The following is a 13487-nucleotide window of genomic DNA, read 5'->3' as shown; positions in this document are numbered from 1 at the left end:
ATCCAATGCGCTTTTCCTTACTACAGGTGAATTATGAACACAAAACCGCATTCAATCAATCCCATCGTTACACATCGTGTACAGCCTATGGGCTTTTTCAAAGTCGCTTTAATAAGCGGTCTATTAACTACTGGCGCAATTGCTTTAGTAATTGATCAAAAAGCCACTGAATACAAACCACCAGTAAATGTTCCAAACGTGACTCCCTCTGAGTATGGAATCCAAGCATTAAAATTGACTTCAGATAAATCAGGTATTGCAGTAATCAAGCTTGATAGCTTCTTTGTACAAGTCAGTTTTGACTTAGAAGCTCATAAAGACAATTACGGTGTACCAGGTTCTGAATTTACTGCAGTTGATATCACCAACTTAGCAATTGACGAGATCCAAGACATCAACGGCAAAGAATATAACGACTTCACAGATTACAACGATCACAGAAATATCAATCAAGTGATAGTTAACTACATCGAACGTAACCGAATGGTGGAGGCTGTCTAATGAATACATCTAATCAAAAAAAATCAGAATTTATTAGTGATGAAAACGGCGAATTCCGTATGCGTATTTATTCATCTGAATACATTCAGAAAAATGGTGAAATTTACCGAGTTAGTAAATCAGGCTATTTGTACCTTATCGAATTCGCAGAGCACCTAGAGAAACCTTGGATTAGCCTTAATTTTGAACGTGAGCGCAAGTTTCAGAAGCGCAAAGCATTGGCTATTGGGCTTCAAAATTCAAATATCCCCTCTTACGAACGTCGTGCGTATAAAAAACGTATGGGATGGACTGGAGCATAATTATGACAAATTCAAATAATACAAACATGGATCTTTGGAATTCTTTAAGCATTACCGATCCAAGCAAAGTAAAACCCATTACTGGTAAGTCTTATAAAGGCTCATCACCTCAACCTTATTGGTTAGTTCAACGTGCTACCGAAACTTTTGGCCCTTGTGGCCAAGGTTGGGGAATTGAAATAGTTCAACAAGGTTTTCAACAATGTAATGCCGAAACAATGATGCATTATGCAACAGTCCGTGTTTGGTATATGCAAGACGGTAAAAAGTGTTCAGTGGAACATATGGGCGGAACAATGGCCATGTATAAAACCAATGCAGGCAAAATGATTTATGACGAAGATGCCCCTAAAAAATCAGTAACAGATGCAATGGTTAAGGCACTTAGTTTTATTGGTTTTGCTGGTGATATTTTCTCAGGTATTTGGGATGACTGGAAATATCAAGAAATGGCTGCAGCACATTACAATGAGCAAAAACAACAGCCAACACAAAATCAAAACAACCAGAATTTAGTTCAGCAACAAAAGCCATTAGCTCAGCGTTATAACGATGCACTTCTAGCTATAAAAGATGCGAAAAATCCTCAAACCCTTGATAAAGCGATTAATACGTTCAAAGGCACTCAATACGAGTCAGGTATATCAAAAGCCTGCCGTGCTCGAGCAGATCAAATGGGATGGAATGAAGCGCCACCGATAAACCAAGTTCAACAACAAAATCAAATGCAGCATTGAGGAAAATAAAAAATGAACATTTTAAATGGAAATGAAGCTTTCGCAGCATTAATTGCTGGTAAAAATATCATGTGTCGTGCTGTAGGCGAGTTGATGGAATTTGACGATCTTGATCAATTCCCTGCTACTGTTTTTGCTATGCAGAATTATGAGTTTTGTATCAAGATTGATGAAATCACAATTAATGGATACACATTCTTAAAACCGTATTCTCTGGAAGAACTTTCAGAAGGACAAGATGTGTTTTTACTGGGTAATACTGGAAGTATTGTTAAAGGACAATTTATTCCAGAATATGAAGAACTGGTATTAGCAGTAAAAAATGGTTCGGTTCAGCGTGACTTTGAAAGTGCCCAAAATCAAGCTAAAGCAATGCAAAGCTTACTTGGTATAAATAATGATTTAGTTTTAAAAGTTGTGAATTTTCAAGAATTCATGAAACCTGAAGCTAAACAAAAAAAAACTACACGTAAAAAAGCCGAGTCAACTAGTGAAATAGCTCAAGACGTTGTTAAAGAGCCAACGACTGGGAGTCGTAAAGGATTCACTATTCAAGAAGTTTCAGAAATTGAAACAAATCCTACCTTAATAATTGATAAATTTGCAGCGCAAATAGCAAACTGTACTACGACAGAAGCTGTTCTTTTGTTACGCCCAGTGTTTTTTGCCAATGGTCATCTAGAGCGTGAACATACTCAACATCTATGTAAGCTAACAGAGGATAAGTTGATAGAGCTTGATCCTGAACAATATGCGCCAAAATTAACAAGCTTGGACCATCAAATTTATATAGATGGAATTAACTCTTGTGACTCTGAGCAAGAAATTGAAATCACTTTAAGGGATCTTGATACTCAAGGGTTTTCAGCAGAACAACTACTCGAAATTACGATGTCTAAGGAAAGCAAATTAGCAGAATTTAGCCAACCTATCACAATCGTTTCTCAGGAAAATTTGACCACCTCAGAAGACTCATTAATTACAGATGTTAGTTCGCCTGTATTGCATCCCTATCAATCTGTTCTCGATGAGTTATTAGAGCGTTTAAAGATAGTCAAAACTCCTAAAGAAGCTAACGCCCTTTATAAATACACCTTGCACTGGACTGAAGAAGAGCGCAAACCAGCTATGGATGCTATTCACAAACGTTTAGCTGAATTCAACCCACCAGAAAAATCGCAATCATCATTAATGGTAAGGATTCAAGAAGCAAAAACTTTGATTGAACTTACAAAACTTGAAGATGAAATAAGTGAATGTGATCCATTAATTCAGGAACGTTTAACAAGCTATGTAAGTCAACGGCGATCAGATCTCATGGCGGAAACTGACATACCTTGGGAAGCTAAAAATTGAAAACAGTAGTTAAAACCAAAAACTTAAGAGCTTTTCAAATTTGGTTAGAAAAGCTTGGATATGAAGTTAAAAAACTTAAGTTAAAAGGTTTCACGGCGCGCATTAGCGATCGTGGAATCAAAAAGAAACATCACTATGTATTGGTAACTGATTCTTTAAATGGGAACTCTGCAGCTTTCGAATTGGGAAAAGAATTTGAGGAGCATTTATCTTCACCAGATATAACTTTGAGGGCTAAACATGGAAGGATTACTAATGTTGCTTGAAGTGATGATTTTATTAAATGGGCTCGTAATTATTAATTTAGATTTATGGTGGTTGTAATGGATATTAAAAAAGAAATACTCAATGAAATTGAACGTTTTGAACAGTGTGGAACTCATTTAGATGTAGTTAGCTTTGTTTCCAATTTAAAGGAAATATTAAGTAAAAATTGCACTTCTGAAAGTCATAAGTATTTTAGTCATGACTTTAATGGTGATGGATTTAAGTATCACGATACATTAGAAGCAGCTAAACAAGAATCTGAAGCTAATCTTGATTGGTATCGTGATCAGGTAGCAGATGGAAAACATGTAAACGACATGGGCGAGTTTAGTGAACTTAGTTATGGTCTTGTAATAGGAAGTGCCGAGCACTATGTCGATCATGTAGTTACTCAAGACGATATTGATAGAGGTGAAACAAATTATGAGATAGGCACCGAAATTTTATCATTGTTCTTTGTTGAAGCTCAGGAGCAAAATCATGAAAATTCCTGAATTTGAACTCGAAGGCACAACAGAAGAAATTGCAGAGCAAGTTTTTAAAAAGTTGATTTACCCGATTTATGACGAACTAAAGAAAACAGATCCAGTTCTAGCAAAACGTTTTGGCTACTGCATTTCAGGGAATGCAATAGCTAGTTATTTAGGTGGCCATACCAATGTTAAACGAGCAGAAAAAATAATGATCGAATTAACGCAAAAAATGGCTAATGACATCGCTCAAGATAAAAGAAAAGTTTGTTGAGGTGTAGTATGGAAAAATATCTAACTTCAAATAGCGTGTGCGAAATGTTCCATATTTCAAAACGCACATTAAATAGATGGCAAGAAAAAACACCATGGGGTGTTCCGTTCCCTGCCCCTGCATTTGGATCAGATGGTGGAACTATGAAACGTTACCTAACAACTGATGTAATCGCTTGGGAAGAAAAGTGCCAAGTTTCTGAACCCTTTAAGAAGGCTATATAAATAGTATAAAAGTTAAAATTAGCAAAACTTAGTACTTTTAGTCTATTTCAATGATTGTTAGCGTATTTACGTTGCTATATACTGTCCCGAATTTTACGGCTTGCTAAAAAATTCAGTATTTTCATTTATGTACATATATGTGTACATAATAAAAGTCACGGTAAGCAGGAATAAACTTTACCTGTATCAATTCAAGGGTTTAGGCGTTATGGCATTAATCGTTCAAAAATATGGCGGTACTTCTATGGGTACTCCCGAGCGCATTTTAAATGTTGCTCGTCGTGTAAAGCGTTGGCATGACCACGGCCACAAGGTCGTAGTGGTTGTATCCGCAATGAGTGGTGAAACAAACCGCTTATTGGCTTTAGCGAAAGCCATTACCGAAACCCCTGATCCTCGTGAACTAGACCAAATGGTGTCTACGGGTGAACAGGTAACGATTTCAATGTTAGCAATGGCGCTCAATTCAATTGGTGTTGAAGCTAAGTCACTCACAGGTCGCCAAGTTGGTATCAAAACTGACAGCGCGTTTACCAAAGCCCGTATCGAATCTATTGATACAGATGTGATGACAAATCATTTGGATGCAGGTCGTGTCATTGTTGTTGCAGGCTTCCAAGGTTTCGACATTGATGGTAATACAACAACTTTAGGCCGTGGCGGTTCTGATACTTCTGGTGTTGCACTTGCTGCGGCATTAAAAGCTGATGAATGTCAGATTTACACAGATGTGGATGGGGTTTATACCACTGATCCTCGTGTTGCACCTAAAGCAAAAAAAGTTGATCGTATTTCATTTGAAGAAATGCTTGAAATGGCATCTCTCGGTTCTAAAGTATTGCAGATTCGTTCTGTTGAATTTGCAGGAAAATACCAAGTGCCTTTACGCGTATTATCAAGTTTTGATAATGACAATGATGGCGCATTCGACGAAGATTTCAAAAACAATGTCGGAACACTAATCACTACTGAAGCGGAAGACAATATGGAACAGCCAATTATTTCTGGTATCGCATTTAACCGTGACGAAGCTAAATTAACAATTTTAGGTGTACCTGATGAACCAGGTATTGCGTCTAAAATCTTATCACCTATTGGTTCTGCAAACGTTGAAGTGGATATGATCATCCAAAACGTTGAAGAAGATGGTACTACTGACTTTACCTTTACAGTGAATCGTAGTGAGCTTAAAAAAGCCAAAGCAATCTTAGAAGAAACTGCTACAGCGATTGGTGCACGTGAAGTTGCTACACGTGATGATATTGTCAAAGTTTCGATTGTCGGTGTAGGTATGCGTTCTCATGCAGGTGTTGCAAGTAAAATGTTTACTGCACTTGCAGATGAAGGTATCAATATCTTAATGATCTCAACTTCGGAAATTAAAATTTCTGTGATTATTGAAGAAAATTACTTAGAACTTGCTGTTCGTTCACTACACACAGCTTTCGGTTTAGATCGTGAACATGGCGAATCGAGTGCGCGTGCGTAATTTTTGATCAAATATAGCAAGTTATTCGCTGTTTTGACCAAGAAAAAATCAGAGCCACTATAGTGTTTTCTATAGTGGCTCTGTTATATTAGTTTTGAGGTTTTAGAGAAATTTCAATAGAGCTATGTGAAAATGAAAAACTTGTCACATTATTCTGTTAAAATTATCGGTGCTATTTAAAGTTGTGTTTTCTATTTTTTAGAAATTCATCGCAGGTTTAGCGTTTAAGCAAGGAGATAAACATGCTGATTCTGACCCGCCGTGTCGGAGAAACTTTGATGATTGGGGATCAAGTCAGTGTTACTGTGCTTGGTGTTAAAGGCAACCAAGTTCGTATTGGTGTAAATGCCCCAAAAGAAGTTTCTGTACATCGCGAAGAAATTTATCAACGTATTCAACATGAGCGTGCTATGCACGAGCATTTGCAACATATTGATCAAGATTATCAACCTTCTTTTGAAGATGATAATTCGCAAAACACCTATAATCGTTAAGATTATAGTGGTTTTGGAAACTAAAGCGGCTTTTAAGCCGCTTTAAATTTTTATTGATCAGTAAAAAACATCATCCGTTTTATTCAAGACCCAGTGCTTTTTTGACTGGCGAATAGCTACGGCGATGCTGATCAATCACCCCATGCTCAGCAATGGCTTCAAAGTGTGCTTTGGTTGGATAGCCTTTATGTTTTGCAAAACCAAATTGTGGATATTGCTTGTCTAACTCAACCATTTCATGATCACGTGTTACTTTGGCTAAAATACTTGCCGCACTGATCTCAGCATGTAGAGCATCCCCTCCTACGACCGCATCACAGCTCATGCTTAAGCCTTTAGGAACTTTATTTCCATCCACAAGCACATGTTCAGGTATGGTTTTAAGGGTCTCTACTGCACGTCTCATTGCCAATAATGAAGCTTGCAAGATATTCAGCTCATCAATTTCTTGATGTGTTGCTTCAGCAATTGCCCAAGCAATCGCTTTTTCTTGAATTTCAACAAACAACTTTTCACGTTTTTTTTCAGTTAATTTTTTAGAGTCATTTAACCCTTGAATTGGATTGTTTGGATCTAAAATAACAGCAGCTGCAACCACAGAGCCAACCAAAGGACCTCGTCCTGCTTCATCTACACCAGCAACTAACATTTTCTTTCCTATCATAAAAGAAGCTCAATAGATTTTATCTGAGTTCTTACATCATCACCTTGAGATGATGACAGATTTTAGACCTTTTTCTTTCTACATAAATTCAATGGACTGAGCAAAATTTAAAATACTTTGCTTAGAGTGAATGACTTAATTTTAAGAAAAGAGCATCAACCCTAAGACCATGAATTTATTAAAATACAAAAATCTATATCAATAAATTCATATATCTTTGGTTTTAATGCAATTATTTCGTTGCTTCAGCAACACATGCATTGATTGTTTTTGTCACAACGTTTGAAACAATCGTTGCACGTGCTTGAGGGTCTAAAGCAGCCGTTGCCAAATCTACAGTACTGACACTTTGTGGTGCTTTTTCACTGACACAACCACAAATTTCACTTTGTACATTGTTTTTCTGATCTGTAGTCATGACTTTTGTTGCAGTCTTCCAAGCAGGTAAATTATTCAGTTCAGTTGTACATTTCGCATTTATCGCGATTTTAAGCGCAACACCCCCTAACTGCTGAGTTGTTGACGCTGCTACAGCACCTGTTGGGTCATTGGTCGCGCAAGCCGTTAGACCTAAAGCGATTAAAGCAAGCAAGACAACACGATTTTTCACAATTTTTTCCTTTTTATGAGATAAAGCTAGGGTATTTTGCCTAAACTTATACTTGTATTAAACTAATTATTTCAATAATCAACTCATTAGATGCTAAATGGATAAATATTTCACAATTATTGCTTTAAGCGTTGCAAATTTAAAACAATACGTTGAGTTTTTAGAAATGATTTCTTTAAATAAAATCCATATCATAAGCACTAAATTAAACTGGAATCTGTGTCATGCAACAAAAATCACAATACTATACAAGGACAGCACAATGGTTGCATTGGATTATGGCAATCATCTTTATTACCGCTTGGGTCATTGGTTTTTATAGTGGCAATTTTTTAAGCTATGATGTCGATGGGCCGTTTAAAGGTGATGTCATCACCTTACATAAAAATATTGCATCGGTAATTATCTTTTTAGTCATTATCCGTATCTTTTGGCGATATACCCACCCTGTGCCTGAACTACCTGAAACAATGTCACCATTAATGAAAACTTTGGCTCATTTAGGACATTTAGGTTTATATTTCATGTTATTGGCATTGCCAATCACTGGATGTTTATTTAGCTGGAGTGCTGGTCATCCCGTGCCTGTACTGTACTTATTTGAGATTCCAAGACTTGTACAAGATAATCCCGATTTAACAGCGATTGTGAAACCTTTACATATTTATATTTCATGGGCTGCTGGCCTACTTCTTGTCGGACATGTTCTCGCTGCGCTCAAACATCACTTTATTGATAAAGATAATGTGTTGAAAAGTATGACACGACAAGGCTAGTCAAATACAAATTAAAAGCACATCAAACGGTGTGCTTTTTTATATTTTTATTATGTTTTAAATTCTAGATCTTTACTTTAATGCTTCTTTTGCACAACCTTTTAAACTATTTATCACCGCCTGTTGAATCAACTTATTTTTTGTAGCTTCATTAAAAGTTGCCATAACCAGCTGTTTAGCAGGGATATCATTCAAAGCATTCTCACTGACACAGCCACAAACTTTTTGCTGTGCATGTTGCTGCTGTGTAGCAGTCCATAAAAATGAAGATGCTTGCCAAATTTTTGAAGCTTTCAATTCACTGGCGCACTGCTGTTCGATTAATGGTTTTAACATTTTATGCGTAATCGTTTCTGTACTTGAGTCTGCACATGCAACAGTCACAGGTAAAATAATGAATAAGGTTAAACTTGTTGTTAAAAATTTCATTCTATTTTCCTTATGAAAAAAAGCAGTGTTCACACACTGCTTTTATAGGCTTAAAGAATATAGCTTGATTTAAGCCAATTGATCAATTTGATTGTTCCATTTTTGCTTTTCTTCATTTGAAATAAATGACGCTTCAAATGAATTTTTTGCCAATTGCTTTAACTCTGTATTGGAAAGATCTAGTGCTTCAGCAATCGAAATAAAATTATCATTCATATAGCCACCGAAATAAGATGGGTCATCTGAATTAACAGTCACATGCACTCCTTTTTGCAATAAACGATGAATATTATGTTGTGCCATATTATCCACCACACACAATTTTAAATTGCTCAGTGGGCAAACAGTCAAAGGCATCTTTTCTGCAATTAAACGTTGCATCAGGGCTGGGTCTTCTTCTGAACGTACCCCGTGATCAATACGGTTTACTTTTAATAAATCTAAAGCTTCCCATACATATTCAGCAGGACCTTCTTCTCCCGCATGCGCAACCACCAAAAAACCCTCTTTACGTGCTTGAGCAAAAACTCGTTCAAACTTAGCTGGTGGATGTCCAACTTCGCTTGAATCTAAGCCTACAGCAATAATTTGATCTTTATAAGGCAAGGCTTGCTTTAACGTTTCAAATGCTGCTTCTTCACTTAAGTGACGTAGGAAACACATGATTAAATGAGAGCTTATACCCAACTTTGTTTGGGCATCATCACACGCGCGCTGTAAACCATTGATTACGGTTTCAAATGCTACACCACGGTCGGTATGTGTTTGCGGATCAAAAAACATTTCAGTATGTACAACTTTATCTTCAGCACATTTTTCAAAATATGCCCAAGCTAAATCATAAAAGTCTTGTTCATTGATCAGTACATTTGCACCTGCATAATAAATATCAAGGAAAGACTGTAGGTTATGAAAGTTATATGCTTGTTTGACTTCTTCTACAGATTTATATGGGATATCAATTTGATTACGTTGAGCTATCGCAAACATCAGCTCAGGCTCAAACGTGCCTTCGATATGTACATGGAGTTCTGCCTTAGGTAAGGCACGAATAAGTTCTAATCTATTCACGTTTTTCCTCAAACTTATTAAATTAAATTTCAATCATCCAAATCGCTTGGATTCATTTCAATCTGATTAAAACAAAAAAGGGTGCAAACTTGAGTTTACACCCTTTCCTTATTTAAATTTATTAACCACCAAATGCAACGAATTTAATCACCCAGAGCACAGCAATGATCCAAACCATATATGGAACAGTTTTGGCTTTACCTGTAAATAATTTAACCAATGCATAACTGATAAAGCCCATTGCAATACCGTCTGCAATTGAATAAGCAAATGGCATAAATACAATGGTTAAAAATGCTGGAACTGCTTCGGTAATATCATCCCATTCAATATTGATGATGCCTTGAATCATCAACACTCCAACAAATAATAATGCTGGAGCGGTCGCAAATCCAGGAACAGATTGAGCCAGTGGCGCTAAAAATAAACACGCTAAAAATAAAATACCAACAACAACTGCAGTTAAACCTGTACGACCGCCTGCAGCAACACCCGCAGATGACTCAATATAAGGTGTTGTTGATGATGTACCCAAAGCAGCACCAGCAACAATTGCAGTTGAATCAGCAAACAGCGCTTTTTTCAAACGTGGTAATTTACCGTCTTTCAATAAACCCGCACGATGTGAAACCCCGACCAATGTTCCAGTTGAGTCAAATAAATCAACCAAGAAGAATACGAAAATCACGCCTACCAAACTTACTGTAAATAAGTTTTCAAAATTCATTTGCATGAAAGTCGGTGCAATAGAAGGAATCGAACCAACAACTCCTTTAAATTCGTTCAAACCTAAAGCTGTTGCAATACCAGTGATCGCTAAAATACTGATAATAATTGCGCCACGAATTTTATAGTGGTGCATAATCACAATCAGGAAAAAACCCAATAAAGTCAGTAAAACTGTAGGTTGCTTTAAATCACCCAAACCCACCAAAGTTGCTTGATTTGCAACAATAATGCCTGAATTTTTCAATGCAACCAGTGCAAGGAATAATCCAATACCACCACCGATTGCAAATTTCAATGACATTGGAATTGCATTGACAATGGCTTCACGGATTTTAAACATGCTAATTGCGATGAAAACGAGTCCGGAAACAAATACAGCAGCCAAAGCGGTTTGCCATTCAACGCCCATACCTAAACAAACGGAATAAGTAAAATAAGCATTCAGCCCCATACCCGGTGCAAGTGCAATCGGATAGTTTGCAACCACCCCCATGACCAAACAACCAATCGCAGCGGCCAAACACGTTGCCACAAATACGGCGCCATGATCCATACCTGTTTCTGAAAGAATCAATGGGTTAACAATAATGATGTAACACATCGTTAAAAATGTCGTTAAACCTGCCAGTATTTCGGTTCTAAACGTTGTTTTATTTTCGCTTAGTTTAAATAAGCGTTCGAGCAAACCCGCTGAAGGATTTGGATTCGTCATTGTTGAGCCCCTGTTAAGTTTGAGCTATTCGTTGATAAAATCGAGTTCATTTAAAAAAAATGCTAAATGCCTTCAATTTAGGCCATAATTCAGCATTCAATAAACATACCAAAATGACATTTCCGATAAAAAACTTGAATTAAAAAAGCTGCAGATTAGCAGCTTTCGTTTTCTAGAAGGTTTAACGGTCGTTATCGATTACATATTACAAATTATAACATACAGTTTAAATAATTTTATCAATCTGACTCTTTTAGTCATCCAATTCATGTGAACTCAGAAGTTTAGTGCTTTAAGGATATACAGCACTTAAATCAAATCACGGTATTACTTACTTTTAGATGATTGTGATTATTAGGATTAGACTCAATTTTCCGAATGGTTAAATTCGCATCTTTAATAATATTTTGCATTTCTTCATATTTTCTTTGTTGAGAATCCACATAAGAGAAATAGCCTAGAAATATCACACTACTTAAGACGAAAAAAGTTACAAGCTTTACCATTTCAAAATCAGATCGAGGTATAAATTCCCACAATTATACACAAAATTGTGACATAAATAATATTTTAACAATAAAATTGTTTAATTAATCACTAATCTAAACTTGCACTTTCATAGTGCATATAAAACGTTGAATTGAGTCATACATATAAAGTACTGCTAATTATCAAAATTGTGATTTAAAACATCGAATTAAATAACAATATGAAAAAACACAATAGCCCTATTCGGTGCACTCGCTAGCTAAAATATTGTTTTAGCAAAATACGCATTGTTCTCACATGAAGCACAGCAACCTTTTTATAAAATGATCATTCTCATTGTTTAAATCGAATTCAATAATAATCTTTGAAAGCATAAAATAGTCACCAATAAGGGTTTTCACACTTTAGATTACACACCTTAAAAATCATATAATATATTGAATTAATTAAATTTAAGTTATAAATCCAGTGATTTAATTGCTTTTAGAGCCTTAACTTATATTACCACCTAAGGCGGCAATCAGTTGAGCTGTGTTTTTTAACTGTAATTGCTTAAGTTGTAAAGTTGCCTGTTCTACCTGTAATCTTAAATTCTGTGCAGTGATGACTTCTAAATAGCTGACTAAGCCTGCATTATAACGTCGAGTCACGACTTGTTCATTTTCCAAAGCAATCTTAAACAATTTAAATTGTTCAGATTGTTGTTGTTTAAAACTGGATGACTGAATAAGTGCGTCCTCTACCTCTTTCCAACCCGTTAAAACAGCCTGTCTATAAGCCGCTGCTTTTTCAGTATAACTCGCTTGTGCTTGTGCAATCTCAGCCTTACGTTTTCCACCATCAAATATCAATGCCGTTGTTTGTAATCCAGTCGACCACAAGTACTGTGGTGCTTGAAACAGTTGACTCAATACGAGACTATTTAATTCACCCGTTAGGCCAATACTGAGATCGGGTAACCATGCCGTTTGAGCCAAGCCCAATTGGGCATGTGTTGCAGCCAATTCACGTTCAGCACGAATCACATCAGGACGCTGGATAAGCATCCGACTTGGTAGCTGACTTGGTAATATTGGAACTTGAAAGTACTGTTTTTGTTTGGGCAATTGAAATTGAGCAACCGTTTTACCTTGTACCACAGCTAAAATATTTTCTTGTAAATCACGTTCTCGTTGGGTTTCTATCTGCTGGATTTGCACTTGCTTGAGTTGTGTTTCAGCCTGTATCACATCCGCTCGCGCGCTCATCCCGGCAACATATTGGTTATTTAAAATTTTGACGGAACGTTGATAGCTGTGTTGAGTTTGTTGTAAAACATCCAACTGCGCATCCAGTACTCGGATATTCCAATAGGTTTCTGTGCCCAATAATTGCTGATTAAGTTTAACTGCGGCTAAGTCAGCCTGTGAAGCATCTAAATTTGCTTGTTGCCCTTCAATCGCTTTGGCGACTCTGCCCCATAAATCAGGAATCCAACTGACTTGAACACCCGCCGTAAATCGGTTGCTTGGTGTACTACCCTTTGTTCCACTACGTTGTGCAGAACCATTTAACTTTAAACTTGGCAAACGGTTTGCGTGTTGCTGCTCAAGTAAGGCATTGGCTTGTTGATATCGTGCTTCTGCCTGTTTCAGACTCAAATTTTCTTGATTCAATTGTTGCATCAATTGACTGAGAATAGGATCTTGAAAGATTTCCCACCAAGTGTTGGCATTGACTTCTATGTTTGAGGTTTTTTTCCAATTTAAAACAGCATATTTATAATGATCATCCGTTTGAAGGATAGGCACTTTATATTCAGGCGGATGCAACACAACAGTAGAATTGCATGCAGTTAACATCAATAGAACACTAAGGCACATGACATTTTTAACGATTAAACTCTGCATTATA

At 36.6% G+C, this 13487-nt stretch carries 17 protein-coding genes; 11 read left to right on the top strand and 6 right to left on the bottom strand.

Features of this window, described 5'->3' with window-relative positions:
• Positions 1–33 precede the first annotated feature (33 nt).
• From AC4CUY_RS07790 to csrA, 10 genes are all read left to right on the top strand, one after another.
• Positions 34–501 carry a hypothetical protein gene (locus AC4CUY_RS07790; RefSeq protein ID WP_490773914.1) on the top strand — a complete coding sequence of 156 codons (468 nt, stop codon included), beginning with the start codon at positions 34–36 and terminating at the stop codon, positions 499–501.
• Positions 501–803, top strand: coding sequence for a hypothetical protein (locus AC4CUY_RS07785; protein ID WP_490773913.1), 303 nt, complete (start codon positions 501–503; stop codon positions 801–803). The genes AC4CUY_RS07790 and AC4CUY_RS07785 overlap by 1 nt, the downstream gene beginning before the upstream one ends.
• A 2-nt stretch (positions 804–805) precedes the next feature.
• On the top strand, positions 806–1540 hold the full coding sequence (locus tag AC4CUY_RS07780) for a hypothetical protein (protein WP_490773912.1): 735 nt from the start codon (positions 806–808) through the stop codon (positions 1538–1540).
• A gap of 12 nt (positions 1541–1552) precedes the next feature.
• Positions 1553–2896, top strand: a complete 1344-nt coding sequence (locus AC4CUY_RS07775) for a hypothetical protein (protein ID WP_490773911.1) — start codon at positions 1553–1555, stop codon at positions 2894–2896.
• Positions 2893–3162: a response regulator gene (locus tag AC4CUY_RS07770; protein ID WP_490773910.1), complete on the top strand. Its 270-nt coding sequence runs from the start codon at positions 2893–2895 to the stop codon at positions 3160–3162. Before AC4CUY_RS07775 ends, AC4CUY_RS07770 begins: the two co-directional genes overlap by 4 nt.
• Before the next feature lie 57 nt (positions 3163–3219).
• A complete protein-coding gene (locus AC4CUY_RS07765) occupies positions 3220–3657 on the top strand; it encodes a hypothetical protein (protein ID WP_490773909.1) in 438 nt (145 codons plus the stop codon).
• Positions 3644–3907 (top strand): hypothetical protein, encoded by a 264-nt coding sequence (locus tag AC4CUY_RS07760; RefSeq protein WP_490773908.1) that lies wholly within the window; start codon positions 3644–3646, stop codon positions 3905–3907. The genes AC4CUY_RS07765 and AC4CUY_RS07760 overlap by 14 nt, the downstream gene beginning before the upstream one ends.
• A gap of 8 nt (positions 3908–3915) precedes the next feature.
• Positions 3916–4131: a hypothetical protein gene (locus AC4CUY_RS07755; protein ID WP_490773907.1), complete on the top strand. Its 216-nt coding sequence runs from the start codon at positions 3916–3918 to the stop codon at positions 4129–4131.
• Between the two features lie 208 nt (positions 4132–4339).
• Positions 4340–5620, top strand: a complete 1281-nt coding sequence (locus AC4CUY_RS07750; protein WP_336953142.1) for an aspartate kinase — start codon at positions 4340–4342, stop codon at positions 5618–5620.
• Between the two features lie 242 nt (positions 5621–5862).
• Positions 5863–6114, top strand: a complete 252-nt coding sequence (csrA, locus tag AC4CUY_RS07745; protein ID WP_004721174.1) for a carbon storage regulator CsrA — start codon at positions 5863–5865, stop codon at positions 6112–6114.
• A 79-nt stretch (positions 6115–6193) separates the two neighbouring features.
• Here csrA and rnhB read toward each other — a convergent pair whose 3' ends face one another.
• Both rnhB and AC4CUY_RS07735 read right to left on the bottom strand, forming a co-directional pair.
• Positions 6194–6763, bottom strand: a complete 570-nt coding sequence (gene rnhB / locus AC4CUY_RS07740; protein WP_419327381.1) for a ribonuclease HII — start codon at positions 6761–6763, stop codon at positions 6194–6196.
• 247 nt (positions 6764–7010) lie between these two features.
• Positions 7011–7388 carry a hypothetical protein gene (locus AC4CUY_RS07735; RefSeq protein ID WP_419820529.1) on the bottom strand — a complete coding sequence of 126 codons (378 nt, stop codon included), beginning with the start codon at positions 7386–7388 and terminating at the stop codon, positions 7011–7013.
• A gap of 224 nt (positions 7389–7612) precedes the next feature.
• Here AC4CUY_RS07735 and AC4CUY_RS07730 point away from each other — a divergent pair, with 224 nt between their 5' ends.
• Positions 7613–8164, top strand: a complete 552-nt coding sequence (locus AC4CUY_RS07730; RefSeq protein WP_419330206.1) for a cytochrome b — start codon at positions 7613–7615, stop codon at positions 8162–8164.
• A gap of 72 nt (positions 8165–8236) precedes the next feature.
• Here the strand turns inward: AC4CUY_RS07730 and AC4CUY_RS07725 are convergent, their stop codons facing one another.
• The 4 genes from AC4CUY_RS07725 to AC4CUY_RS07710 form a co-directional block, all read right to left on the bottom strand.
• On the bottom strand, positions 8237–8593 hold the full coding sequence (locus AC4CUY_RS07725; RefSeq protein WP_419327378.1) for a hypothetical protein: 357 nt from the start codon (positions 8591–8593) through the stop codon (positions 8237–8239).
• A 69-nt stretch (positions 8594–8662) separates the two neighbouring features.
• Positions 8663–9664 (bottom strand): adenosine deaminase, encoded by a 1002-nt coding sequence (locus tag AC4CUY_RS07720; RefSeq protein ID WP_336953147.1) that lies wholly within the window; start codon positions 9662–9664, stop codon positions 8663–8665.
• A 121-nt stretch (positions 9665–9785) separates the two neighbouring features.
• Positions 9786–11105 carry an NCS2 family permease gene (locus AC4CUY_RS07715; RefSeq protein ID WP_004721188.1) on the bottom strand — a complete coding sequence of 440 codons (1320 nt, stop codon included), beginning with the start codon at positions 11103–11105 and terminating at the stop codon, positions 9786–9788.
• 980 nt (positions 11106–12085) lie between these two features.
• Entirely contained in the window at positions 12086–13483 is a 1398-nt protein-coding gene (locus tag AC4CUY_RS07710; RefSeq protein ID WP_490773906.1) for an efflux transporter outer membrane subunit, read from the bottom strand.
• Positions 13484–13487: the final 4 nt, after the last annotated feature.

This window comes from Acinetobacter sp. 778_lipA (genome assembly GCF_058242985.1).
The sequence above is the reverse complement of the archived record's forward strand: the minus strand, read 5'-3'. Positions and strand labels throughout refer to the sequence as shown.

What these genes read in the sequence shown, in the direction of transcription:
- AC4CUY_RS07725 (WP_419327378.1), bottom strand. Translation starts at nt 8,593, where the DNA reads ATGAAATTTTTAACAACAAGTTTAACCTTATTCATTATTTTACCTGTG.
- rnhB (WP_419327381.1), bottom strand. Translation starts at nt 6,763, where the DNA reads ATGTTAGTTGCTGGTGTAGATGAAGCAGGACGAGGTCCTTTGGTTGGC.
- AC4CUY_RS07775 (WP_490773911.1), top strand. Translation starts at nt 1,553, where the DNA reads ATGAACATTTTAAATGGAAATGAAGCTTTCGCAGCATTAATTGCTGGT.
- AC4CUY_RS07790 (WP_490773914.1), top strand. Translation starts at nt 34, where the DNA reads ATGAACACAAAACCGCATTCAATCAATCCCATCGTTACACATCGTGTA.
- AC4CUY_RS07780 (WP_490773912.1), top strand. Translation starts at nt 806, where the DNA reads ATGACAAATTCAAATAATACAAACATGGATCTTTGGAATTCTTTAAGC.
- AC4CUY_RS07765 (WP_490773909.1), top strand. Translation starts at nt 3,220, where the DNA reads ATGGATATTAAAAAAGAAATACTCAATGAAATTGAACGTTTTGAACAG.
- AC4CUY_RS07785 (WP_490773913.1), top strand. Translation starts at nt 501, where the DNA reads ATGAATACATCTAATCAAAAAAAATCAGAATTTATTAGTGATGAAAAC.
- csrA (WP_004721174.1), top strand. Translation starts at nt 5,863, where the DNA reads ATGCTGATTCTGACCCGCCGTGTCGGAGAAACTTTGATGATTGGGGAT.
- AC4CUY_RS07760 (WP_490773908.1), top strand. Translation starts at nt 3,644, where the DNA reads ATGAAAATTCCTGAATTTGAACTCGAAGGCACAACAGAAGAAATTGCA.
- AC4CUY_RS07715 (WP_004721188.1), bottom strand. Translation starts at nt 11,105, where the DNA reads ATGACGAATCCAAATCCTTCAGCGGGTTTGCTCGAACGCTTATTTAAA.
- AC4CUY_RS07755 (WP_490773907.1), top strand. Translation starts at nt 3,916, where the DNA reads ATGGAAAAATATCTAACTTCAAATAGCGTGTGCGAAATGTTCCATATT.
- AC4CUY_RS07730 (WP_419330206.1), top strand. Translation starts at nt 7,613, where the DNA reads ATGCAACAAAAATCACAATACTATACAAGGACAGCACAATGGTTGCAT.
- AC4CUY_RS07710 (WP_490773906.1), bottom strand. Translation starts at nt 13,483, where the DNA reads ATGCAGAGTTTAATCGTTAAAAATGTCATGTGCCTTAGTGTTCTATTG.
- AC4CUY_RS07750 (WP_336953142.1), top strand. Translation starts at nt 4,340, where the DNA reads ATGGCATTAATCGTTCAAAAATATGGCGGTACTTCTATGGGTACTCCC.